The organism is Streptomyces sp. NPDC104581, assembly GCF_055583685.1.
Map to the genome: position 1 here is coordinate 1 of NZ_JBVJNN010000032.1, position 24,532 is coordinate 24,532.

General features: G+C 71.5%; 20 protein-coding genes. 17 read left to right on the forward strand and 3 right to left on the reverse strand.

Features of this window, described 5'->3' with window-relative positions:
• The first annotated feature begins 195 nt into the window (after positions 1-195).
• Positions 196-2,070, forward strand: coding sequence for an ABC transporter transmembrane domain-containing protein (locus ACZ61E_RS23600; RefSeq protein ID WP_469701835.1), 1,875 nt, complete (start codon positions 196-198; stop codon positions 2,068-2,070).
• The gene (locus tag ACZ61E_RS23605) at positions 2,067-3,857 is read left to right on the forward strand and encodes an ABC transporter ATP-binding protein (RefSeq protein ID WP_469701836.1); all 1,791 of its coding nucleotides are present in this window, start codon (positions 2,067-2,069) and stop codon (positions 3,855-3,857) included. Before ACZ61E_RS23600 ends, ACZ61E_RS23605 begins: the two co-directional genes overlap by 4 nt.
• Positions 3,858-4,026: 169 nt before the next feature.
• Here ACZ61E_RS23605 and ACZ61E_RS23610 read toward each other — a convergent pair whose 3' ends face one another.
• Positions 4,027-4,818 (reverse strand): metal-dependent hydrolase, encoded by a 792-nt coding sequence (locus ACZ61E_RS23610; protein ID WP_469701837.1) that lies wholly within the window; start codon positions 4,816-4,818, stop codon positions 4,027-4,029.
• Positions 4,819-4,982: 164 nt separating this feature from the next.
• On the opposite strand from ACZ61E_RS23610, the gene ACZ61E_RS23615 reads away from it, so the two are divergent.
• The 4 genes from ACZ61E_RS23615 to ACZ61E_RS23630 all read left to right on the forward strand — a co-directional run bounded on the left by ACZ61E_RS23615 (position 4,983) and on the right by ACZ61E_RS23630 (position 9,694).
• Positions 4,983-7,505 (forward strand): DEAD/DEAH box helicase, encoded by a 2,523-nt coding sequence (locus ACZ61E_RS23615; RefSeq protein WP_469701838.1) that lies wholly within the window; start codon positions 4,983-4,985, stop codon positions 7,503-7,505.
• Between the two features lie 73 nt (positions 7,506-7,578).
• Entirely contained in the window at positions 7,579-8,451 is an 873-nt protein-coding gene (locus tag ACZ61E_RS23620; protein WP_469701839.1) for an acyl-CoA thioesterase, read from the forward strand.
• Between the two features lie 50 nt (positions 8,452-8,501).
• Entirely contained in the window at positions 8,502-8,990 is a 489-nt protein-coding gene (locus ACZ61E_RS23625) for a glutathione peroxidase (RefSeq protein WP_469701909.1), read from the forward strand.
• Between the two features lie 194 nt (positions 8,991-9,184).
• A complete protein-coding gene (locus ACZ61E_RS23630) occupies positions 9,185-9,694 on the forward strand; it encodes an excalibur calcium-binding domain-containing protein (RefSeq protein ID WP_469701840.1) in 510 nt (169 codons plus the stop codon).
• 63 nt (positions 9,695-9,757) lie between these two features.
• Here ACZ61E_RS23630 and ACZ61E_RS23635 read toward each other — a convergent pair whose 3' ends face one another.
• Positions 9,758-10,993: an acyl-CoA dehydrogenase family protein gene (locus ACZ61E_RS23635; RefSeq protein WP_469701910.1), complete on the reverse strand. Its 1,236-nt coding sequence runs from the start codon at positions 10,991-10,993 to the stop codon at positions 9,758-9,760.
• Positions 10,994-11,145: 152 nt separating this feature from the next.
• Between ACZ61E_RS23635 and ACZ61E_RS23640 the strand changes: the two genes are divergently transcribed.
• Positions 11,146-11,799, forward strand: coding sequence for a TetR/AcrR family transcriptional regulator (locus tag ACZ61E_RS23640; RefSeq protein ID WP_469701841.1), 654 nt, complete (start codon positions 11,146-11,148; stop codon positions 11,797-11,799).
• A 53-nt stretch (positions 11,800-11,852) separates the two neighbouring features.
• On the opposite strand, the gene def is transcribed toward ACZ61E_RS23640, so the two are convergent.
• Positions 11,853-12,389: a peptide deformylase gene (def, locus tag ACZ61E_RS23645; protein ID WP_469701842.1), complete on the reverse strand. Its 537-nt coding sequence runs from the start codon at positions 12,387-12,389 to the stop codon at positions 11,853-11,855.
• Positions 12,390-12,571: 182 nt separating this feature from the next.
• Here def and ACZ61E_RS23650 point away from each other — a divergent pair, with 182 nt between their 5' ends.
• The 10 genes from ACZ61E_RS23650 (at position 12,572) to ACZ61E_RS23695 (ending at position 24,348) form a co-directional block, all read left to right on the forward strand.
• Positions 12,572-13,852 carry an ROK family protein gene (locus ACZ61E_RS23650; protein ID WP_469701843.1) on the forward strand — a complete coding sequence of 427 codons (1,281 nt, stop codon included), beginning with the start codon at positions 12,572-12,574 and terminating at the stop codon, positions 13,850-13,852.
• Positions 13,853-13,857: 5 nt separating this feature from the next.
• Positions 13,858-15,147 carry an extracellular solute-binding protein gene (locus ACZ61E_RS23655; protein WP_469701844.1) on the forward strand — a complete coding sequence of 430 codons (1,290 nt, stop codon included), beginning with the start codon at positions 13,858-13,860 and terminating at the stop codon, positions 15,145-15,147.
• A 16-nt stretch (positions 15,148-15,163) separates the two neighbouring features.
• Positions 15,164-16,138: a carbohydrate ABC transporter permease gene (locus tag ACZ61E_RS23660; RefSeq protein ID WP_469701845.1), complete on the forward strand. Its 975-nt coding sequence runs from the start codon at positions 15,164-15,166 to the stop codon at positions 16,136-16,138.
• Complete coding sequence (locus tag ACZ61E_RS23665) at positions 16,135-16,998, forward strand: carbohydrate ABC transporter permease (RefSeq protein WP_469701846.1); 864 nt, start codon at positions 16,135-16,137, stop codon at positions 16,996-16,998. Before ACZ61E_RS23660 ends, ACZ61E_RS23665 begins: the two co-directional genes overlap by 4 nt.
• 87 nt (positions 16,999-17,085) lie before the next feature.
• Positions 17,086-18,555, forward strand: a complete 1,470-nt coding sequence (locus ACZ61E_RS23670; RefSeq protein ID WP_469701847.1) for a glycoside hydrolase family 3 N-terminal domain-containing protein — start codon at positions 17,086-17,088, stop codon at positions 18,553-18,555.
• Between the two features lie 14 nt (positions 18,556-18,569).
• Positions 18,570-19,739: an N-acetylglucosamine-6-phosphate deacetylase gene (nagA, locus tag ACZ61E_RS23675; protein ID WP_469701848.1), complete on the forward strand. Its 1,170-nt coding sequence runs from the start codon at positions 18,570-18,572 to the stop codon at positions 19,737-19,739.
• A 338-nt stretch (positions 19,740-20,077) separates the two neighbouring features.
• Positions 20,078-21,316 carry a MurT ligase domain-containing protein gene (locus ACZ61E_RS23680; RefSeq protein WP_469701849.1) on the forward strand — a complete coding sequence of 413 codons (1,239 nt, stop codon included), beginning with the start codon at positions 20,078-20,080 and terminating at the stop codon, positions 21,314-21,316.
• A 49-nt stretch (positions 21,317-21,365) separates the two neighbouring features.
• The gene (locus ACZ61E_RS23685; protein ID WP_469701850.1) at positions 21,366-22,094 is read left to right on the forward strand and encodes a type 1 glutamine amidotransferase; all 729 of its coding nucleotides are present in this window, start codon (positions 21,366-21,368) and stop codon (positions 22,092-22,094) included.
• A gap of 140 nt (positions 22,095-22,234) precedes the next feature.
• Positions 22,235-23,260 carry a 6-phosphofructokinase gene (locus ACZ61E_RS23690; RefSeq protein WP_469701851.1) on the forward strand — a complete coding sequence of 342 codons (1,026 nt, stop codon included), beginning with the start codon at positions 22,235-22,237 and terminating at the stop codon, positions 23,258-23,260.
• A gap of 137 nt (positions 23,261-23,397) precedes the next feature.
• The gene (locus ACZ61E_RS23695) at positions 23,398-24,348 is read left to right on the forward strand and encodes a cytochrome c oxidase assembly protein (RefSeq protein ID WP_469701852.1); all 951 of its coding nucleotides are present in this window, start codon (positions 23,398-23,400) and stop codon (positions 24,346-24,348) included.
• Positions 24,349-24,532: the final 184 nt, after the last annotated feature.

The window sequence follows — 24,532 nt, forward strand, 5'->3', positions numbered from 1 at the left end:
CCCCCCCCCCCCCCCCCCCCCCCCCCCCCCCCCCCCCCCCCCCCCCCCCCCCCCCCCCCCCCCCCCCCCCCCCCCCCCCCCCCCCCCCCCCGCGGTCGAAGCGACATGGCCGAGAGTCGGATAATCGATTGCCCCGGGCCGTCCCCGAAGGACAACCTTGCACGGTTTGGGCCACTCACGACTCACTGGGACGTCATGCAGATTCGCGATCTTCCGTATCCCGATCCGGGGAAACCGGATGCCAGGTCAGGCCCACGCTTCCTGTACTGGCTCGGGCGCAGTCAACTGCGTGGCCAGCTCAAATCACTCTCCTGGGGGCTGCTCCACCAGCTCGGCGTCGCCGGGCTCCCGCTGGGGGCGGGACTCGCCGTCCAGGCCGTCGTGGACCGCTCGGGCGGGCGGCTCGCACTGGCCGGCGCCGTCATCGCCCTGTTCGGCGCCGCGATCACCGTCGGCGACACGATGCTGCACCGCACGGCGGTCACCAACTGGATCACCGCGGCCTCCCGTGTCCAGCAACTGCTGGCCCGCAAGACCGCCGAGCTGGGTTCGGCGCTGACCCGCCGGGTCGCGGCCGGTGAGGTCGTCGCCGTCTCGACGGGCGACGTGGAGAAGATCGGCTGGTTCGTCGAGGCGCTGTCACGGTTCTTCGCGGCCGTCGTGGCGGTCGTCGTGGTCTGCGCCGGGCTGCTCCTGTACGTGCCGTCGATCGGCGCCGTGGTGGCCGTCGGCGTGCCCGTACTGGCCCTGGCCGTACTGCCGCTGCTCCCCCGCGCCACCCGCCGGGCCGACGTCCAGCGCGAGAAGGCGGGCAGGGCCACCGAGCTGGCCGCCGACACGGTGGCGGGACTGCGGGTCCTGCGCGGCATCGGCGGTGAGGAGCTGTTCCTCACCCGCTACCGGGAGGCGTCGCAGGAGGTCCGCCGGGCTGCCGTCCGCAGCGCCCGCATGTGGGCACTGATCTCGGCCATTCAGGTCTTCCTGCCGGGCGTCCTGCTGATCACGGTGGTCTGGTACGGCGCGATCCTCGCGGGCGACGGACGGATCTCGGTCGGCGAACTGGTCACCGTGTACAGCGCGGTGACCCTGCTGCTCTTCCCGCTCAGGCACTTCGAGGAGATCGCGATGGCCTACTCCTTCTCGCGTCCCTCGGCGACCCGTGCGGCCCGTGTGCTGCGCCTGGAGCGCACCTCCTACGACGACGAGCGCGGCGGGCTCGACGACTCCCGGCCCACCGGCGACCTCTACGACCCGGCGACCGGGCTGCTCGCCCACGCGGGACGGCTGACCGCCGTGGTGTGCGGTGACCCCGACGCGGCGGGACGGCTGGCCGAACGGCTGGGCGGGCACGCCACGGAGGAGGAGAAGAGCGCGTCCGTACTGCTGGGCCCGGTGGCGCTCGACGATCTCCCGCTGGACGCGGCACGCGCCTCGGTCCTGGTCCAGGACAAGGATCCGGTGCTGCTGTCCGGCACGCTCACCGAGCTGCTGGACGTGCCCGCGTCCGGGAACGTGGGGCCCCTGGAGGCGCTGGACGCCGCGCAGTGCGACGACGTGCTCGCCGCGCTCGCGCAGGCCTCGGTGGACGGCAGCGGCGACCCGCTGCGCTCGCGCATCACCGAGCGCGGGCGCTCGCTCTCCGGCGGGCAGCGCCAGCGGCTCGCGCTGGCCCGCTCGCTGGTCGCCGACCCGGAGGTGCTGGTCCTGGACGAGCCCACGTCGGCCGTGGACTCGCACACGGAGGCCCGGATCGCGGAAGGCGTACGGCGGCTGCGTGAGGGCCGTACGACCGTCGTGTTCGCGTCGTCGCCGCTGCTGCTCGACCGCGCGGACACCGTCGTCTTCGTCCACGAGGGGAAGGTCGCGGCCACCGGGGCGCACCGGGAGCTGCTGCGGGAGGACGCGCGCTATCTGAGCGTCGTCACCCGCGCCACGGACGACGAGACGGAGCCCGGCACCGGGGACGGCCGCACCGGCGCCGGGACGGACGAGGGAACCGACGGCGGCACCTCCGTACCGACACCGCTCAAGACACGCGAACAGCTCGCAGAGATCGAGGAATCCGCATGATCGGCGTGGCACCACCGGAGTACGACCCGGCGGCACCGGAGTCGGCCACGACCCTGCCCGTCGCCCGCCCGGCGACCGTCCGGACCTATGTCCTCGAACTGCTGCGGCGCCACCGCAAGGCGTTCGTCCTGCTCATCGCCGTCAACGCGGTCGCGGTGATCGCCTCCATGACGGGACCGTATCTGCTGGGCGGCGTCGTCGAGGACCTGTCCGAGGGCGCCAAGGGCGCGGGAGAGCTCCATCTGGAGCGCACGGCCGCCATTTTCGCCGGGGCGCTGATCCTCCAGACCGTCTTTACCCGGATGATGCGGCTGCGCGCGGCGATGCTCGGTGAGGAGATGCTCGCCGACCTGCGCGAGGACTTCCTCGTCCGGTCGGTGCGGCTGCCGCCCGGCGTCCTGGAGCGGGCCGGTACGGGCGATCTGCTCTCCCGGATCACCACGGACATCGACCGGCTGGCCAACGCGATGCGCGAAGCCGTGCCTCAGCTGGCGATCGGCGTGGTGTGGGCGGGCCTGCTGATCGGCGCGCTGGGGCTCACGGCACCGCCGCTGGCGCTGGCCGTGGTGGTGGCGCTGCCCCTGCTGGTCGCGGGCTGCCGCTGGTACTTCAAGCGGGCGCCGTCGGCGTACCGGTCGGAGGCGGCCGGGTACGCGGCGGTCGCCGCGGTGCTCGCCGAGACGATCGACGCCGGGCGGACCGTCGAGGCGCACCGGCTCGGCCGCCGCCGGGTGGCCCTGTCGGACCGGCGGATCAAGGAGTGGACCGCGTGGGAGCGGTACAACCTCTGGCTGCGGTCGGTGCTCTTCCCCGTCATCAACATCACCCACGTCACGATCTTCCTGGCGACGCTGGTGGGCGGCGGTTTCTTCGTGCTCCAGGGCTGGATCACGGTGGGACAGCTCACGACCGGCGCGCTGTTCGCGCAGATGCTGGTCGACCCGGTCGGTCTCATCCTGCGCTGGTACGACGAGCTCCAGGTGGCGCAGGTGTCGCTCGCCCGGCTCGTCGGCGTACGGGAGATCGAGCCGGACGACGGTGACGAGAGCGTGGAGCCGCACGGGCGGGACGTCGACGCCGACCGGGTCAACTTCGGCTACCGGGAGGGTGTCGACGTACTCCACGAGGTGACGCTCAACGTGGCTCCGGGCACCCGGGTGGCGCTGGTGGGCCCGTCCGGCGCGGGCAAGTCCACGCTGGGGCGGCTGCTGGCCGGGATCTACGCGCCGCGTACGGGCCGGATCGCGCTCGGCGACGCGGAGCTGTCACGGATGCCCGCGGAGCGGGTGCGCGGCCATGTCGCCCTGGTCAACCAGGAGCACCACGTCTTCGTGGGCTCGATGCGTGACAATCTGCGGCTGGCCCGCGCGGACGCGGTGGACGCCGAGCTGTGGGCGGCGCTCGGCGCGGTCGACGCGGACGGCTGGGCCCGCGCGCTCGACGACGGGCTGGACACCGAGGTCGGCTCGGGCGCCACGACGCTCACACCGGCGCAGGCGCAGCAGATCGCCCTGGCGAGGCTGGTGCTGGCCGACCCGCACACGCTGGTCCTGGACGAGGCGACGTCGCTGCTGGACCCCCGTGCGGCCCGCCATCTGGAACGTTCGCTGGCGAAGGTGCTGGACGGCCGTACGGTGGTGGCGATCGCGCACCGGCTGCACACCGCGCACGACGCGGACGTGATCGCCGTGGTGGAGGACGGCCGGATCAGCGAACTGGGCAGCCACGCCGAACTGGTGGCGGCGGACGGCGCGTACGCGGCGCTGTGGCGTTCCTGGCACGGCTGAGCGGTTCGGGGTCCGGCGTGCGGGCGGCCCGGCGTGCGGGCCCGCGGGGCGGGAGGGCGGGCGCGGGGGGCGCTCGCCCGTACACGGTCCGGGCGCCGGGGCGGGGCAGCGCACAGCGCCCGCCCCGGCGCCCGGGAACCACCGCCAGTGAGCCGCCCGGTACGGGCGGTCAGATCACGTTCAGCGCCACCGCGCCGCCGGCCCCGCCGAGCAGCATGAACAGCGGCATCAGCACCTTCATCTCCACCCAGCTCCCGGCGCGGAACCGGAGCGCCTTGGGCGGTCCGACGGGGTACCAGCGCTTGCGCCCCAGCGGGATCGGCCAGAGTATCGGGCAGCCGGACACGGTCAGCGCGTCACCGATGTCGTGCACGAGCGCGCCCAGGACGATCGGCAGGCCCAGCCACAGGTACTCCTGGCCGGGCGCGGTGAAGAGCCAGTCCGAGCCGTTGCCGGGCTTGTCCAGTACGCCGGCAAGGATCCAGGCGCTGGTCGCGCCGAGCAGCCACACGAGCACGTCGCTCGACACCCGCGCCGCCCGCCACAGCAGCCCCTCGACGGCGAGCACCATGTGGATGAAGAGAAGCGCCAGCACCGCCCAGCGGCCCCCGAACACCGCGAGCGCGGAGGAGCCGCCGCCGATCATGACGGCCCAGAGCCAGGTGTGGGTGAGGGTGCGGTGGCCGCCGGTCCTGCGGGCGTCACCCGGTTTCCTCGTCGCCTTGTAGACCGCGAACGACAGCTTGTCGACGATTCCGCAGAGCGCCTTGGAAATCGGTCCGAAGGCGCGTGAGATGGTCGCCGACTTGTGGTCGAGGTCCGGGGCGAGCGCCGCCCCCGCGCAGATCAGCGCGCCGACCACCAGCACCGGCCAGGGCATCGCGCGGTCGGCCGCCGCCGCAGCGGCTCCCACCCCCAGCCAGGCCGCCGCGCCCGACAGCGAGTGCGCCGGTCCCATCATGGTCGTCCCCGCATGGTCTGTCCCCGCCCCGTCGTCGCTGTGGTGGTGCCGGAGGCCCCACCGACGTTGCGGCAAGGCCCAGTTGACAGGGCAGCGTACCGGTAGTGATCTTCGCCCGGTCGTCCGGTTCCCTCTTCGGGGCGTGCGGCAGGCAAGATGGGGGTGTGACCCTTATTGATCAGCTGCCGCCGGACGCCGACCCCGATGCCCTCTTCGAGGCCTTCTCCTCATGGGCCGAGGGCGAGGGGATCACGCTCTACCCGGCTCAGGAGGAGGCGCTGATCGAGGTGGTCTCCGGGGCCAACGTGATCGTCTCCACCCCCACCGGGTCCGGCAAGAGCCTGATCGCGGCGGGTGCGCACTTCACGGCGCTGGCCGAGGACAAGGTCACGTTCTACACGGCGCCGATCAAGGCACTGGTGTCGGAGAAGTTCTTCGACCTGTGCAAGCTGTTCGGTACGGAGAACGTCGGCATGCTGACGGGCGACGCGTCCGTGAACGCCGACGCGCCGGTCATCTGCTGCACGGCGGAGGTGCTGGCCTCCATCGCCCTGCGCGACGGCAAGCACGCCGACATCGGCCAGGTCGTGATGGACGAGTTCCACTTCTACGCGGAGCCGGACCGCGGCTGGGCCTGGCAGATCCCCATCCTGGAGCTGCCGCAGGCGCAGTTCATCCTGATGTCGGCGACGCTCGGTGACGTGTCGAGGTTCGAGGAGGACCTGACCCGCCGCACCGGCCGTCCCACCTCGGTCGTCCGCTCGGCGACGCGACCGGTGCCGCTGAGTTACGAGTACCGCCTCACCCCGATCACCGAGACGCTGACGGAACTGCTGGAGACCCGTCAGGCGCCGGTCTACATCGTGCACTTCACTCAGGCGGCGGCCGTCGAGCGCGCGCAGTCGCTGATGAGCATCAACATGTGCACCCGCGAGGAGAAGGACCGGATCGCCGATCTGATCGGCAACTTCCGCTTCACCACCAAGTTCGGCCGCAATCTCTCCCGTTACGTACGGCACGGGATCGGGGTGCACCACGCGGGCATGCTGCCCAAGTACCGCCGGCTGGTCGAAAAGCTCGCGCAGGCCGGTCTGCTGAAGGTGATCTGCGGTACGGACACCCTCGGTGTCGGTGTCAACGTCCCCATCCGTACGGTGCTGTTCACGGCCCTGACCAAGTACGACGGCACGCGTGTGCGGACCCTGCGCGCCCGTGAGTTCCACCAGATCGCGGGCCGGGCCGGCCGCGCCGGCTTCGACACGGCGGGCTTCGTCGTCGCGCAGGCGCCCGAGCACGTCGTGGAGAACGAGAAGGCGCTCGCCAAGGCGGGCGACGACCCGAAGAAGCGCCGCAAGGTGGTCCGCAAGAAGGCCCCCGAGGGGTTCGTCGCCTGGTCGGAGAGCACGTTCGACAAGCTGATCGCCTCCGACCCGGAGCCGCTGACCTCGCGTTTCCGCGTGACCCACACGATGCTGCTGTCGGTCATCGCGCGGCCCGGCAACGCCTTCGAGGCGATGCGCAGTCTCCTGGAGGACAACCACGAGCCGCGCAAGCAGCAGTTGCGGCACATCCGGCGCGCGATCGCGATCTACCGGTCGCTGCTGGACGGTGGGGTGGTGGAGCGTCTCGACACACCGGACGCCGAGGGCCGCATCATCCGCCTCACCGTCGATCTCCAGCAGAACTTCGCGCTCAACCAGCCGCTGTCGACGTTCGCGCTGGCCGCGTTCGAGCTGCTGGAACCGGGCTCGCCGTCGTACGCGCTGGACATGGTCTCCGTGGTCGAGTCGACGCTGGACGACCCCCGGCAGATCCTCGCCGCGCAGCAGAACAAGGCACGGGGCGAGGCGATCGGCCGGATGAAGGCCGACGGTGTCGAGTACGAGGAGCGGATGGAGCGGCTCCAGGAGTTCACGTATCCCAAGCCGCTGGAAGAGCTGCTGTGGCACGCGTACGAGGTCTACCGCACCAGCCATCCGTGGGTCGGTGACCACCCGGTCTCGCCGAAGTCCGTGATCCGCGACATGTTCGAACGGGCCATGACCTTCACGGAGTTCACCTCGCACTACGAGCTGGCCCGCACCGAGGGCATCGTGCTGCGCTATCTCGCGAGCGCGTACAAGGCGTTCGAGCACACCATTCCCGACGACCTCAAGTCGGAGGACCTGGAGGACCTGATCGCCTGGCTCGGCGAGATGGTGCGGCAGGTCGACTCCAGTCTCCTCGACGAGTGGGAGCAACTGGCCAACCCCGAGGTGGAGAGCGCCGAACAGGCGCAGGAGAAGGCCGACCAGGTCAAGCCGGTCACCGCCAACGGCCGGGCCTTCCGGGTGCTGGTGCGCAACGCGATGTTCCGCAGGGTGGAGCTGGCGGCGCTCGACAAGGTGCACGAACTGGGCGAGATGGACGCCGATTCGGGCTGGGACGCGGACGCCTGGGGCGAGGCGATGGACGGGTACTGGGACGAGTACGAGGAGCTGGGCACCGGACCGGACGCGCGCGGCCCGAAACTCCTCGGGATCGAGGAGGACCCGGAGCACGGCCTGTGGCGGGTCCGGCAGTCGTTCGCCGATCCGAACGGTGACCACGACTGGGGCATCAGCGCGGAGGTCGACCTCGCCGCGTCCGACGAGGAGGGCCGGGCCGTGGTCCGGGTGACCTCCGTGGGCCAGCTGTCCGGCGTCTGAGAGCCGGCGCCTCGAACGGGGTGCCCGGGGACCGGCACCTGAGAACTCCCGAGAACTGTGGAGAACGAGAACGATGACGAATCCCGCCGAGCGGCTGGTCGATCTGCTCGATCTGGAGCGGATCGAGGTCAACATCTTCCGCGGGCGCAGCCCGCACGAGTCGCTGCAACGGGTCTTCGGCGGTCAGGTCGCCGGACAGGCACTGGTGGCGGCCGGGCGCACCACGGAGGGCGACCGCCCGGTCAACTCGCTGCACGCGTACTTCCTGCGCCCCGGCACCCCCGGCGTGCCGATCGTGTACCAGGTCGAGCGGGTGCGGGACGGCCGGTCGTTCACCACCCGCCGGGTCACGGCGGTGCAGGAGGGGCGGACGATCTTCAATCTGACGGCGTCCTTCCACCACGCGGAGGAGGGCGGCTTCGAGCATCAGCTGCCGCCGCGCCAGGACTTCCCGGACCCCGAGTCGCTGCCCACGGTGGCCGACGAGGTCCGCGCGCATCTGGGCGGGCTGCCGGAGGCGTTCGAGCGGATGGCGCGCCGTCAGCCGTTCGACATCCGCTACGCGGACCGGCTGCGCTGGACCGCGGAGGAGATCGGGGGCGCCGACCCGCGCAGCGCGGTGTGGATGCGCGCGGTGGGTCCGCTGGGCGACGACCCGCTGGTGCACACCTGCGCGCTGACGTACGCGAGTGACATGACGCTGCTGGACGCGGTCCGCATCCCCGTGGAGCCGCTGTGGGGGCCGCGCGGGTACGACATGGCGTCGCTGGACCACGCGATGTGGTTCCACCGGCCGTTCCGCGCGGACGAGTGGTTCCTGTACGACCAGGAGTCGCCGATCGCGACGGGCGGGCGGGGGCTGGCCCGGGGCCGTATCTACGACCGCTCCGGCCGGCTGCTGGTATCGGTCGTCCAGGAGGGCCTGTTCCGCAGGCTCGGGGGGTGAGGCGCGACAATGGACGGAACAACGGGACCGACCGCTCCGAGGAGACCTCGATGACCCTGTACGACATCCCGCTGCGCACCCTCAGCGGTGAGCCCACGTCCCTGGCCGCCTACAAGGGCCGGGCGGTACTGGTGGTGAACGTCGCGTCCAAGTGCGGCCTCACCCCGCAGTACGAAGGCCTGGAGCGGCTCCAGCGGACGTACGGCGACCGGGGCCTGACGGTCCTGGGAGTGCCCTGCAACCAGTTCGGGGGGCAGGAGCCGGGCAGCGCCGAGGAGATCGGGACGTTCTGCTCGGCGACGTACGGCGTGAGCTTCCCCCTGCTGGAGAAGACCGAGGTCAACGGCACGGACCGGCATCCGCTGTACACGGCGCTGACCGCCCGGGCGGACGCCGCGGGCGAGGCGGGCGACGTGCAGTGGAACTTCGAGAAGTTCCTGATCTCCCCGGACGGTGAGGTCGTGGACCGTATCCGGCCCCGGACGGAGCCGGAGGCCCCGGAGGTCATCACCGCGATCGAGGCCCAACTCCCCGCGTAGCGCGCGCTCTTGAGACCGATGCCCGGCCCGTGTCAGTGGGGCCGGGCATCGGTGTGCCGGGACCCCTCATGCATGCGTCCACCACACACCCACGCTTTCATCACGGTTTCGACACAACCGGCGCGACGTCCGTACAACGGGGCAAGTCACGCCGCTACGGTCATCCCCTCACGAAGCAGTCCTTGGGGGGACACATGAGCTTTTCGCCACCTGCCGGGCCCGGTCCGAACCCGTACGTCGGCCCGCCGGCACCGCCGCCGGGCCGCCCGAAGTGGACGCGCAAGCGGGTGCTGCTGCCGCTGCTGGCGGTGCTGTTCTTCTCCGGCGTCGCGATCGGCGCGGCGGACGACACGGCGGGAACGAAGAACGCGGCCGACGCGGAGCCCGCCCCGGCGGCGACGGTGACCGCCACGACGACGGCCTCGCCCGAACCGGCGGTGACCGAGACGGTGACGGCCACCCCCGAAGCCGCGCCGACCGTCACGAAGACGAAGACCGTGCGTGTCACGGTCGCACCCGCCGCCGTGGGCAACGGCGACAACGGCGGTTCGGGAGGGTCGGGCACGGGAGGGTCGGGAGGCGGCTCGACGTACTACGCCAACTGCACGGCCGTCCGCGCGGCGGGCGCGGCCCCGATCCGCTCGGGCGACCCCGGATACGGCTCGCACCTGGACCGCGACGGGGACGGCGTCGCCTGCGAGTGACGCGGGCGCCCTCGGCCGCCGGACGGCCCTGTTCGAGGCCCGTCCGGCGGCCGGCGGCGAGTCCTACCTGATCGGCATGCCCGACAGCGTGCGCGCGATCACCAGGCGCTGGATCTCGCTCGTGCCCTCGAAGATCGTGTAGATCGCGCTGTCGCGGTGCATCCGCTCCACCGGGTACTCCCGTGTGAAGCCGTTGCCGCCGAGGATCTGCACCGCCTGCGCGGTGACCTCCTTGGCGGTCTCGCTCGCGTACAGCTTCGACATGGAGCCCTCCGCCGCGGTGAAGGGCTTGCCCGTGGCCGCCATCCAGGAGGCGCGCCAGACGAGCAGCCGGGCCGCGTCGATACGGGTGCGCATGTCGACGAGCTGGAACGCGACGCCCTGGTTGTCGATGATGGGGCGGCCGAACTGGCTGCGGGTCCTGGCGTAGTCGAGCGCCACCTCGTACGCGGCGCGGGCCGTGCCCACGGCCATGGCGCCGACGGCCGGGCGCGACGCCTCGAAGGTGGCCATGGCCGCGTTCTTCACCCGCTCCCCGCCGGTCCCCCTGGCCGCTTTCGCCTCGCGGGCGCGGGCCAGCCGCTCGTCCAGCTTCTCCTTGCCGCCGAGCAGGCAGTGGCCCGGGACCCGGACGTCCTCCAGGACCACCTCGGCGGTGTGGGAGGCGCGGATGCCGTGCTTCTTGAACTTCTGGCCCTGGGAGAGGCCGGGGGTGCCGGGCGGCACGATGAACGAGGCGTGGCCCTTGGAGCCGGCCTCGGGGTCCACGACGGCGACCACGACGTGCACGTTGGCGATGCCGCCGTTGGTCGCCCAGGTCTTGGTGCCGTTCAGCACCCACTCGTCCCGGGCCTCGTCGTACACCGCGCGGGTGCGCATCGCGGCGACGTCCGATCCGGCGTCGGGTTCGGACGAGCAGAACGCGGCGACCTTCACGTCGTCCGGGTCGCCGTACATCTGGGGGATCCAGGTGCCTATCTGTTCCTCGGTGCCGTTGGCGAGGACGCCGACCGCGGCGAGCCCGGTACCGACGATCGACAGACCGATTCCGGCGTCACCCCAGAACAGTTCCTCCATCACCATGGGTATGGACAGGCCCGTGGGGTCGAAGTACTGCTGCGCGTAGAAGTCGAGTGAGTAGACACCGACCTTGGCGGCTTCCTGGATGACGGGCCACGGGGTCTCCTCCCGTTCGTCCCACTCGGCCGCCGCCGGGCGGATGACGTCGGCCGCGAACCCGTGGAGCCAGTCACGCACCTGCTTCTGGTCGTCGTTGAGTTCGAAGGTGAACTCGGCCATCGTCTCCTCCAGCACTGCTGTTACTTACGGTAACAACAGTCTGTTACCGGCAAGTAGAGGATGTCAACCCGCGCCCGTCCGATCTGCGTCGACGGCGGGCTTGGTGTTACGTTGCCGGGGCGTCACGGAATCGCTCGGGCGGGGAGACACCCATGGGGACCACACAACAGGCCGACCAGCACCGCTCGGCCCACCGGCGCCGCCGCCAACTCCTGGAGGCCGCCGACAGGGTCGTCCTGCGTGACGGACCGAAAGCCTCCATGAACGCCATCGCGGCCGAGGCCGGAATCACCAAGCCGATCCTCTACCGGCACTTCGGCGACAAGGGCGGGCTCTACCGCGCCCTGGCGAAGCGTCATACGGACGCGCTGCTCGGCGCGTTGAAGGCGGCACTCGACGCGCCCGCCGACCGCCGCGCGCGGGTGGAGGCCACACTCGACACCTACCTCGCCGCCATCGAGGCACGCCCCCAGGTGTACCGGTTCCTGATGCATCCGGCGGACGACGCCGCCGACACCCAACTCCCCGAACAGGGCTTCGACGTGGGCCGCCACTCGGCCCCGCTGCTGCGCCGCCTCGGCGAGGAACTGGCCACCGTCATCGAGGAGCGGGTCGACCTCGGCCCCGACAGCGCCCAGCTGGCCCGCGTCTGGGGCCACGGGATCGTCGGCATGATGCACGCGGCGGGCGACTGGTGGCTCGGCGAACGCCCTTGCTCGCGGGCCCAGTTGGCGAGCAGCCTGGCCGATCTGCTCTGGGGCAGGCTGTCCCTGGTGGACGACCGCGCGGGCAGCCCGGGGCTCTGACACACCGCGCGGCGGGCTGACCGCGCGCGAGAGCGGCACGGCCGGGGCCCCGGTCAGCTCCAGGACGCGCGGCGCGCCGCCCGCAACACCTTGGCCCTGCGCCAGCCCGTGAGCCGGTCCGGGTAGACCAGCCCCTCCAGGTGGTCGCACTCGTGCTGGAGACAGCGCGCGAAGAATCCGGTGCCGTCGATCCGTACGGGTTCGCCGTCCACCGTCACCCCCTCCACCACCGCGTGGTCGGCGCGCTCCGTCCCCGCTTCGAGGCCGGGCAGCGAGAGGCAGCCCTCGGCGCCGCGCACGGAGACCCCGTCCGTGAGCACGGGACGGGGATTGACGATGTGTCCGAGATGGCGGACGTCCTCGTCGTCGGGGCAGTCGTAGACGAACACCCTGAGCGGCACGCCGATCTGATTGGCCGCCAGGCCGACCCCGCTCGCCCGGTACATCGTCGCGAAGAGGTCCTCGACGAGCCGGGCCAGCGCCGGGCCGAAGTCCGTGACGGGTTCGCAGGGCGTGTGCAGGGCCGGGTCACCGAGCATGCGCAGGGGTCTGACACGTCCGGCACTGCCGGGGATCGACTTGTTCCTCATGGTCTGCCGGCCCCGAGGTCACCGGGTTCGAAGGTCGCCATCGCGCCAGCGTACGTCCGGGCCGGGCGGCGACGGCCGCACGGGTCACATTTACCGGAACGTGATGCGCCGCATGTCTGGTTTTCATCGGTCGCCTGTGCTTAGAGTTGCGCCACCGAATTAATCTCAGAGTGAGAGGAATTGTGGCAACTACCTCGCTCCCCCGCACCTCCAACCGGAGCGCCGTGATCGCGGCGCTGCTCTCCGGCGCGGACATGGACCGTCAGCGGCTGATCGCGGACACCGGCCTGAGCCGGGCCACGGTCTTCCGCATCGTGGACGACCTGATGGCCGAGTCCCTCGCGCTGGAGGGTTCCCGGATGCTCCGGGAAGGCCCCGGCCGGCAGTCCACCGCCGTGAGCTTCAACCACCGGTCCGCTCTCGTCTGCGGAGTCGACCTCGGCGGCACCAACTGCCGGGTCGTGGTGGCGGACGCGCTCGGCCGCGCCCTCATCAGGAGCCGGGACGCCACGCCCCGCGACGCGACGGCGGACGAGCTCGCCGCCTGGGTCGCCGGCAAGGTCACCGGCCTGGTCTCCCGGCACGGCGACGGCGTGCCCCTGCACACCGTCACGATCGGCCTGCCCGGTGTCGTCACCGGCGACGGGCGCTCCGTCGTGGCATCGCACAATCTCGGCCAGATCAAGGGCACCGGATTCATCGAGAAGGTCTCCGGTCTGCTGGGCGTGGAGACGGCCGTCGGCAACGACTCCAACCTCGCCCTGCGGGGCGAACTCCAGTACGGATCACTGCCGGACCGGGAGACCGCGGTGCTGCTCGCCATGGGCACCGGCCTCGGCTCCGCCGTCTCCATAGACGGACAGGTGCTCCTCGGCCGTACGGGCCTGCTCGGCGAGTTCGGCCGGCTTCCGCTGCCCGGCCGCGACGAGCGGCTGCGCGATCTGCTGTCCGGCGCCGACCTGGTGGCGTACGCACACCGCCAGGGGGTGCGTGTCCCGACAGCGCGTGCGCTGTTCGCGGATCCGGAGACGTACGCGGCGGTGCTGGCCGAGGTGCACGGCGCGCTGGCCCATCTGGTCACCGTCGTGGCGCTCGCGTACGAGCCCGGCACGGTGGTCCTGACCGGCGGCTTCTCCGAGTCGTTCGACACCGCGCGGCTCACCGCCATCAGCGATCAGGTCGCCGACACGGTCGGCGTGCGCAGTGTCGTGCGCCGCTCCGACCTCGGCGACTCGGCGGGACTGCTCGGCTCGATGGCGACCTCGCTCGGCCGGCTCTACGACTCGCTGGGCGTGAGCGCCGAGGACGCGGCCTCCGTGGCCGTCGACCGCGATCTCGTCGTCCGCCGCCTCGCGGAGTGCCCCACGGCTCCCACGACTCCCACCGGCCCCGACGACGGCACCGCCCCCACGGACGACAACGCCCCCCACACCAGGCACGACGAGCAGATGGCAGAAGGGTGACAACGATGAACCGATCACGGATCCGGTACGCACTCACGGCGCTTCCGGTTCTCGCGCTCACGCTGACGGCGTGCGGCGGTGGCGGGGTGGCGAAGTCCGACTCCGACAACAAGCTGACGATCTGGATGATGACCGGCGGGCCCGGTGACAACCCGCTGATCAAGGAGGCGACCGCCCAGTTCGAGAAGGACCACCCGGACATGGAGGTCGACATCGAGATCCAGCAGTGGGACGGTGTGGCCACCAAGATCACCACGGCGCTGGCCAGCGGCAACCCGCCGGACATCGTGGAGATGGGCAACACCCAGACCCCGTTGCAGACCTACTCCGGCGGGCTCGCCGACCTCACGGGGAGCAAGAACTCCTTCGAAGGCTCCGACGGCTGGCTGGAGGGCCTCTCCGGTCCGTCCGAGTTCGACGGCAGGCTCTACGCCGTCCCGCTCTACGGCGGCACGAAAGTGGTCATGTACAACAAGAAGATGTTCGCCGACGCGGGCATCACCTCACCCCCCGACACCCTCGCCGAACTCCAGGACCACTGCGGCACACTCGCCGACGCCAACTCCGGCACGGCCAACTTCTCCGGCTTCTACCTGCCGGGCCAGTACTGGTTCAACGGCATGCCCTTCCTCTTCGCCAAGGGCGGCAAGATCGCCTCGCAGAAGGACGGCAAGTGGCGGGCGGAGATGTCCTCCCCCGCCAACCAGGCCGGTCTCAAGGCGTGGAAGTCCTTCCAGAACACCTGCTCCACCCCCTCGTCCGTGGGCGTCAACACCGACAGCCCCGACCAGGACCAGCTATTCGCCGACGGCAAGGCCGCCATGGCGTACGTGAAGGCGTGGGAGCCCGCCGCCGTGATCGAGAAGAACCCGGAGATGAAGGACGACATCGGCTTCTTCGCGATGCCCGGCTACACCGCCGACAGCACGATGCCCGTGATCGTCTCCGGCTCGACCATCGGCATAGCCGCGGGCAGCCCCGACCGGGACGCGGCCGAGGACTGGCTGCGGATCATCACCGGCGAGAAGTTCCAGCAGCGGATGGCGACGGAGCTGAACCTGCTGCCGATCTCACCGGCCTTCACCCCGCCGGGCGTGCCCGAGCAGCTGACCGTCGCCTCGCAGGCCAGCAGGGTGAGCCAGGCGCTGCCCAACAGCCCCGGCGAAGCGACGCTGGAGACCGAGCGCTACAACGAGCAGTTCTTCTCCAAGATCGCGAGCGGTGCGGACATCGCCTCGTCGTCGGCCGCGTACGACAAGCACGCGACGGACGCCTTCAACTCGCTGAGCGACTGACACCCCTGGACGCCTGATGGCACTCACTGAGAAGCACCGTCCGGTGCGCGCACCGGACAGGGTCCGCCGCACCGGGCCCCCGGACGGCCGCCGCCGGGCGCGGCGGTCCCGGATGCTGCCCTGGGCGATGATCGCCCCGGCGCTGGCCGCGCTCCTGCTGATCCAGGGCTATCCCCTGCTTCGGCTGCTGACCCTGTCCACGCGGGAGTTCGGCCCCCGGTCGCTGTTCACCGGGCAGTCGGACTTCATCGGACTGGACAACTTCACCCGGATCTTCACGGACGCCGACTTCCTGGCCGTCCTGCTGCGGACCGTGGTGTTCACGCTGGTGTGCGTGACGCTGCTGATGGTGCTGGGATTCCTGATCTCGCACCTGCTGATGGGGGTCTCGCCGTGGGCCCGCGTCGTCCTCACCGTGTGCCTGGTGCTGGTGTGGGCGATGCCCATGGTGGCGGCGACCCTGGTCTGGCAGTGGATGTTCCAGCCGCAGTACGGCGTCTCCAACTGGCTGCTCACCCAGCTCCGGGTCTTCGGCGACCTGTCGGTCCACGACTGGTTCTCCCATCCCACCCAGGCTCTCGGCCTGATCATCCTGCTGACGGTCTGGAAGGGGCTGCCGTTCGTGGCGCTGACCCTGTTCGCCGCGCGCGGCCAGATACCCGAGTCGCTCTACGAGGCGGCCCGGCTCGACGGTGCGGGCACGCTCCAGACGTTCCGCCACATCACCGTCCCGATCATGCGGCCCGTCCTCGCGATCCTCACCATCCTCGAAGTGATCTGGTCGGTGAACTCGTTCACCCCGATCTGGGTGCTGACCCAGGGCGGTCCGGACGGGGCGACCACCACGCTCGGCGTGTACGCGTACATCACCGCGTTCAGCCGCAACGAGTACGGCAGCGGCGCGTCGGTCGCGGTGGTGACCGTGGTGATCCTCGCCCTGTTCTCCGTCGCCTACGTCCGCAGGCTGTCCCGGCAGGGAGATGTCGTATGAGCGCCCCGACCACGTCGCCGCCCGCACGGCGCACACCCGCGCGCCGCAGGCGCACCGCCAACAACGTCATCGCGATGGCGGTCTCCGCCGTGATGGTGTTCCCGGTCTACTGGATGGTGGCCACCGCGCTCAAGGAACGCTCCGACATCCTCAGCGCCGTTCCGAAGTTCGTCCCCTGGCCGATCAGCCCGGAGAACTTCGTACGGGCGCTGGACAGGCCCGGCTTCTGGACGTTCGTCCGCAACTCGCTGACGGTCACGGTGTCCTCGGTCGTCCTGTCGCTGGTCATCTCGCTGTTCGCGGCGATCGCCATCGCGCGGTTCCGGTTCGCCGGCCGCAAGGCGGTGCTGATCATCCTGGTGCTGGTGCAGATGGTCCCGGCGGCGGCCATGGTCATCCCGGTGTATCTGATGCTCCGCTCCGTCGGCGGGCTGGACTTCCTGCCCGGTCTCGTCCTCACGTACATGACCTTCGTACTGCCGTTCACGATCTGGACGCTGCGCGGGTTCGTGGACGGTGTCCCCGTCGAGCTGGAGGAGGCCGCGCTGGTCGACGGGTGCGGGCGGTTCCAGATGTACGTGAGGGTGCTGCTGCCCCTGCTGATGCCCGGCATCGTGGCGACGTCGATCTTCGCCTTCGTCAACGCGTGGGACGACTACATCTTCGCCTACGTGATCATGAAATCGCAGGACAACTACACGCTGCCGGTCTGGCTCGTGTCGTTCAAGACATCGGAGAGCGTCGACTACGGCGCGATGATCGCGGCGTCGACCGTCTTCTCCGTCCCCGTACTCGTCTTCTTCCTGCTGGTGCAGCGCCGTCTGGTGGGCGGCATGACCAGCGGGGCGGTCAAGGGCTGACCCCCCGGGCGCCACGCCGCCGCGGGCGGCGCCCGGCCGTCCCCGTACGACCGCACGAAGACCCATCGCAAGGTGAGGAATCGAATCATGACCGAGCTGTCCCGGCTCGCCCACGGCGTGCTGTTCCCCGCGCTCGGACGCAGGACCGTCCCGAAGTGGGCACGCGCCCGGGTCGCCGAAGGACTCGGCGGCTTCGTCCTGTTCGGCAAGGACATCGCGTCCGGTGAGCAGCTGCGGGAGCTGACCACGACGCTGCACGGCCTCCGTGATCACGTACTGCTCTGCGTCGACGAGGAGGGCGGTGACGTCAACCGCCTGGAGGACCACGGCGGTACGTCCGTCCCGGGCAATCACGCCCTCGGCCGCCTCGACGATCCCGGGCGCACCCGCGAGTCCGCGCGTCAGCTCGGCCTCTCGCTGGTCGAGGCCGGCATCGACTGGGATCTGGCGCCCGCCGTCGACGCGGCCGTCAACCCGCTGTCCCCCAACGGCATCCGGACCTTCGGCGGCGACCGCGCGCTGGTCGCCGGACACGCGGCCGCCTGGGTGGAGGGGCTCCAGTCCGCCGGGGTGAGCGCCTGCGCCAAGCACTTCCCCGGCCACGGTCTCAGCTCCACCGACGCGCACCTCGGCACGCCCACGGTGGACCTGTCGCGGCAGGAGCTGGTGGACCACTACCTCGACCCGTTCCGCGCGGCCATCGCCGCCGGCGTGGACAGCATCATGGTGTCGCACGTCCTTCTCAGCCGGCTGGACGACGTGCCCGCCACCATCAGCCCCGCCGTACTGACCGGGCTGCTCCGCGACGAACTGGGTTTCGACGGCGTCGTCATCACCGACGCGCTGGAGATGCGCGGCATCGCCGACGTGGCGAGCCTGCCCGAGGCGGCCGTGCGGGCCGTCGCGGCCGGCGCGGACGCGCTGTGCCTGGGCGCGTGGGCGTTCGGCGACGACGTGGACGCGGCGGCGGCGGCGCTGGTGGCCGCCGTGGAGAACGGCACCCTGCCCGAGGAGCGGCTGCGCGAGGCGAACACCCGTCTGGCGAAGCTCGGCACCCGCCCGCGCGCCACCGGGGTCCCGCACGACGACACGGTCGGCGAACGGCTGGCACGGGACGTCCTGGAGGTGAGCGGCGACCCGGTGCTCAAGGGGCGCCGCGCCCTGGTCGTACGGCTCGACCCGACGCATTCGCCCGCGCAGGGCGGCGCCTCCTGGGGCGTGGAGGCGCCGCTGCGCGCGGCGGGCGTCGACGTCGAGGCGCTCGCCGTGGCGGGCGACACCTACAACGCCGGGGGCATGATCAAGGCCGAAGTCGGCCTGTATCTCGATGAGTTCGGGCCGGACGCCGATGTGGTGCTGCTCGTGCGCAGCTCGCACCGGTTCCCGTGGCAGCGGCCGGTCCTGGACGAGTTGCTGGAGCGGTACCCCGGCTGCGTGGTGGTCGACATGGGGGTGCCCGGCGACGACTTCGGCGGTTTCCGGGGCTGGGTGCGCACCTTCGGCGCCTCCCGGGTCTGCGCGCGGGCCGCGGTGGACGCGCTGCTGGGCACCCGGTGACGGCGGGCCGTCCGGTGCCGGCACCCGGGGGCGGGGCGGGGGACGGACGGCTGTTCGTCGGCGGCAGGTTCGCCACACCGGACTCCGGTGTGGTGAACGGGTGGCTGCTCGTACGGGACGGCCGTATCCACTCACTGGGGACCGGCGCCCCGCCCGGCGGTCCCGACGTCACGGTGGATCTGGACGGGCGCCTGGTCGTGCCGGGGTTCGTGGACCCGCACTGCCACGGCGGGGCCGGCCACTCCGTCTACACGGGAGATCCGGACGCCGTACGCGGGGCGGCGGCGGGTCATCTCGCGCGGGGTACGACCAGCATGCTGGCGTCGGTGGCGACGGTCGAGCCGGCCGCGATGGAGGCCGCCGTACGCACGATCGCGTCCGTCATCGACGACGGGTCCGCGCCCAATCTGGTGGGCATCCATCTGGAGGGGCCGTTCCTGTCACCCGCGCGGCGCGGCGCGCAGACCCGCACCGCGCTGCGCGCCCCCGACCCGGAGCTGATGGCGCGGCTGCTCGACGCGGCGGGCGGGCACGCGGTGTCGGTGACCGTGGCACCGGAGCTGCCGGGCGCGCCGGAGCTGATCCGGCGGTACGCGGACGAACTCGTCGTCGCCGTGGGCCACACCGACGCCGACGCGGCGGGGTTCTCGCGGGCCGCCGATCTCGGCGCGCGGGCGGTGACGCACCTGTTCAACGCGATGCCCCCGCTGCACCACCGGGAGCCGGGGCCGGTCGCCGCCGCGCTGCTCGACCCCCGGCTGGTCTGTGAACTGGTCCTGGACGGGCACCACTTGGCCGACGACACGGTGCGCCTCGCCCACCGGGTCGCGGGCCCCGGCCGGCTCACGCTGGTCAGCGACGCGATGCCGGCGGCGGGCATGCCGGACGGGCACTACGCCTTCGCGGACCGCGAGGTGAGCGTCATGGGCGGGGTGGCGCGACTGCGCGGCACCGACACGCTCGCCGGGTCGACGCTGTTCGTGGCGGAGGCGTTCCGCAGGGCGGTGTCCTCGGTGGGGATCCCCCTGCCGGACGCGGTCCGGATGACGTCGGCCACGGCGGCCCGTCTGCTGGGCCTTGACGACCGGGGCGAACTGCGCCCCGGACGGCGCGCGGACCTGGTCGAACTGGACCCGTCCCTGCGCCCGGCGAGGGTCTGGCTCGCCGGCGTAACGGTGGGATGAGCGGGGCGGACGGCCCCGGGCCCGCCGGGATGTGAAGGACCGCCGGAGGCCGCGTGACGGTGATGTGCGGGCCGGGTCGGGCGGGCGGCCGGGGGGCGTACGGGCCGGTCCGGGCGCCGGGGCCGCGGGGGCGGGGGCGCGGAACCGGCGCGAAAGCCCCGTCGCCGGGGAAACAGACCGGCCCGGGACGTGGAAACCGGCGCGCGGGGCGCCCGTCCGGCGGCGTCGTTCAGGCGTACGTGTGACAACGATCAGCCCCTTCTCCGGTGCCGTGGTTCGGGCCCGTGCGCGTATCTCGATAGGCTGAGCCCGGACCCACGCGAGGAGGATCAAGGACGATGGCAGGCAACACGGACCCGCTGTCGCCACGGGCCAAGCTGGCCGTGACGGCAGGCAAGGCCGCAGCGGCGGTGTCGCGCGCTGCGGGGCGCGGCAGCGGATCGGTGATCGGCGGCAAGGTGGCGTTGCGGCTCGACCCGGATCTGCTGGCGGCTCTCGCGCAGCATCTGGACGTCGTGCTGGTGTCGGCGACGAACGGCAAGACCACCACGACACGGTTGATCGCCGAGGCCCTGCGGGCCAGCGGACCCGTGGTGTCGAACGCGCTGGGCGCGAACATGCCGGCCGGTATCACCTCCGCTCTCGCGGGCGGCTCGGACGCCAGGTACGGCGTGATCGAGGTGGACGAGAAGTATCTCGCCGGTGTCGCGCGCGACACGACGCCCAAGGCGATCGCCCTGCTCAACCTCTCCCGCGACCAGCTCGACCGCGCCGCGGAGACCCGCATGCTCGCCGAGCACTGGCGCGAGGGGCTGGCCGGCACGAAGGCCGTCGTCATCGCCAACGCCGACGACCCGCTGGTCGTGTGGGCCGCCTCGTCGTCCCCCAACGTGGTCTGGGTCGCGGCCGGTCAGGAGTGGAAGGACGACGCCTGGTCCTGCCCCGCCTGCGGCGGTGTGATGCAGCGTCCGGGCGACGACTGGTTCTGCGGACAGTGCGGTTTCCGCAGGCCCGCCCCGAGCTGGGCGCTGCACGGTGACCACGTCCTGGACCCGCACGGCTCGGCCTGGCCGATCCATCTCCAGCTGCCCGGCCGCGCGAACCGCGCCAACGCCGCCACCTCCGCCGCCGTCGCCGCCACGTTCGGTGTGCCGCCGCAGGTCGCCCTGGAGCGCATGTACCAGGTGCAGGCCGTCGCGGGCCGGTACGACGTGGTGTCCTTCCTCGGCCGTGACCTGCGGCTGCTGCTGGCGAAGAACCCGGCGGGCTGGCTGGAGACGTTCTCGCTGATCGACCCGCCGCCCACGCCCGTCATCCTCGCGGTCAACGCCCGTGGCGCGGACGGCACGGACACCTCCTGGCTGTGGGACGTGGACTACACCCGGCTGGCCGGCCACCCGATCTTCGTCATCGGCGACCGCAAGCTGGACCTGGCCGTGCGGCTGGAGGTCGCGGGCCTGGACTTCCGGGTGTGCGCGACCGTCGACGAGGCCGTGCAGATGGCGCCGCCCGGCCGTATCGAGGCGATCGCCAACTACACGTCGTTCCAGGACCTGCGCCGCCGCGTCGGCAACTGACGGCGGCCGGCCATGGACACAGAGGTACTCGGAGAGGGACGAGCGAGCAATGAGTGACAACAGTCTGCGGCTGGTGTGGATCTACCCGGACCTGCTGAGCACGTACGGGGACCAGGGCAACGCGCTGGTGGTGGAGCGCCGGGCCAGGCAGCGCGGGCTCGACGTGACACGGGTGGACGTGCGCAGCGACCAGCCGGTGCCGACCTCCGGCGACATCTATCTCATCGGCGGCGGTGAGGACCGGCCGCAGCGGCTGGCCGCCGAGCGGCTGCGCCGGGACGGCGGGCTCAACCGGGCGGTCTCCAACGGCGCCATCGTGTTCTCGGTCTGCGCCGGTTACCAGATCCTCGGCCACGAGTTCGTCAACGACCTGGGCGAGCGCGAGGGCGGGCTCGGACTGCTCGACGTGATCTCGACCCGCGGCGAGGGCGAGCGGTGCGTCGGGGACGTGCTGGGCGACATCGACCCGCACCTGGGACTGCCGCCGCTGACGGGTTTCGAGAACCACCAGGGCGTCACCCATCTCGGCCCGAGCGCGCGGCCGTTCGCTCGGGTGACCCTCGGCCGGGGCAACGGCACGGGTGACGGCACGGAGGGCGCGTACAACGACACGGTGTTCGGTACGTACATGCACGGCCCCGTGCTGGCCCGGAACCCGCTGATCGCCGACCTGCTGCTGAAGCTGGCGCTCGACGTGAACGCGCTGCCGCCGGCGGACGACCGGTGGTACGAGGCGCTGCGCGCCGAGCGCATCGCCGCCGCGACGCAGCCCGCCTGACACTCCCCGTCCGTCCGGGTGGGGCGTCCAGCAGTCGGACGCCTGGTTCGGTCCCGCCACCCCGCGCCGGTAGGGTGGCGGGGATTCAGCCGGACGACGTGGTCCGGCCGTCGGCCCACGTTGCAAAGGTTCTCCGGGCAATGCGAATTGGTGTACTCACCTCCGGGGGCGACTGCCCCGGTCTCAATGCGGTGATCCGGTCCGTGGTGCACCGCGCCGTCGTCGACCACGGCGACGAGGTGATCGGCTTCCACGACGGCTGGAAGGGCCTTCTGGAGTGCGATTACCGCAAGCTCGACCTCGACGCCGTCGGCGGCATCCTTGCGCGTGGCGGCACGATCCTCGGTTCCTCCCGCGTCCAGCCCGCGCATCTGCGCGACGGTGTGGAGCGCGCCAAGGGCCATGTCGCCGACCTCGGTCTCGACGCGATCATCCCGATCGGCGGCGAGGGCACGCTCAAGGCGGCCAGCCTCCTCTACGAGGCGGGGCTGCCGATCGTCGGGGTGCCGAAGACCATCGACAACGACATCTCCTCCACGGACGTGACCTTCGGTTTCGACACCGCCGTCGGTGTCGCGACGGAGGCGCTGGACCGGCTGAAGACGACCGCCGAGTCCCACCAGCGGGTGCTGATCGTCGAGGTCATGGGCCGCGAGACGGGATGGATCGCGCTGCACTCGGGCATGGCCGCCGGTGCGCACGCCATCGTCGTCCCGGAGCGTCCCTTCGACATAGGGGAGCTGACCGAGCTGGTCGGCAAGCGCTTCTCGGCGGGCAAGCGCTTCGCGATCGTGGTGGTCGCCGAGGGCGCCAAGCCCCGTGAGGGATCGATGGAGTTCGACGCCGGCGGCAAGGACATCTACGGGCACCAGCGCTTCGCGGGGGTGGCCCGGCAGCTCTCCGTGGAGCTGGAGGAGCGCCTGGGCAAGGAGGCGCGGCCGGTGATACTCGGGCACGTCCAGCGCGGCGGGACGCCGACCGCGTACGACCGGGTGCTGGCGACCCGCTTCGGCTGGCACGCGGTGGAGGCGGCGCACCGGGGCGAGTTCGGCATGATGACGGCGCTGCGCGGCACGGACATCCTGATGGTGCCGCTGGCGGAGGCCGTGGAGACCCTCAAGACGGTGCCCGCGGAGCGCTACGCCGAGGCGGAGTGCGTGCTCTGAGCGGCTGAACAGTCGCGTTGGTACGACGAACCGCCCCCGGCCGCGAACGGCGCCGGGGGCGGTTCTACTCTGGTCCCGGGTGCGGACACTTCGCACCATTCAGGATCGTCTCGGAACGTCCCAGCGGGAGCGCACGTATGGATCACGGCGAGCACGGCACGATGACGGAGCTGCCGCCGTTCACGCTGAGCCGCGCGCTGGAGTTCTCACCCGACGCCTTCTTCGTCGTCGGCTGTCTGCTGGCCCTCGCGCTGTACGGCTGGGGGGTCGTGCGGCTGCGCTCGCGGGGCGACGGCTGGTCGCCGGGGCGCACCGTCGCCTTCGTGCTCGGGGTGCTGAGCGTGGCGCTGATGATGTGCACCGGGCTGAACGACTACGGCATGGTCATGTTCAGCGTGCACATGGTCCAGCACATGGTGATCAGCATGGTCTCCCCGATCCTGCTGCTCCTCGGCGCGCCGGTGACACTGGCGCTGCGGGCGCTGCCGGTCGCGGGACGGGGGCGCAGGGGGCCGCGTGAGCTGCTGCTCGCGGTGCTGCACAGCCGGGTCGTGCGGTTCGTGTCGCACCCCGTCTTCACGATCCCGCTGTTCATCGCGAGCCTCTACGGCCTCTACTTCACCCCGTTGTTCGACTTCCTGATGGAGTCGAAGCCGGGGCACGTCGCGATGATGGTGCACTTCCTCACCGTCGGGCTGGTCTTCTTCTGGCCGATCATGGGTGTGGACCCGGGGCCGCACCGTCCCGGTTATCTGATGCGCATGCTGGAGCTCTTCGCCGGGATGCCGTTCCACGCGTTCTTCGGGATCGCGCTGATGATGGCGAGCGAGCCGATGGTGCGGGCGTACGAGAATCCGCCCGCGTCCCTGGGCATCGACGCGCTGTCCGACCAGAACGCGGCGGGCGGCATCGCCTGGGCGTTCAGCGAGATCCCCTCGGTCCTGGTGCTGATCGCGCTGGTGTACCAGTGGTACCGCTCCGACCAGCGCCAGGCGAAGCGCTCGGACCGGGCCGCCGACCGGGACGGTGACAAGGAGCTGGCCGCGTACAACGCCTACCTCGCTTCGTTGCAGGCGCGCGGACAGTAGCGCGGACGGTAGCGCGGAAGCCGCCTTTCGGGTGACGATGGTCTTTACGGCCACGGCCAGGAGGAGGACGTACATGTCCGGATCCGGATCCACGAAGGCGATGGGGATACTCACCGTCGGTGCGCTGGTGGTCGTGACGGCCTACACGGCGGCACTGGGGAGCAGCGGCTGGCTCTGGTTCGGC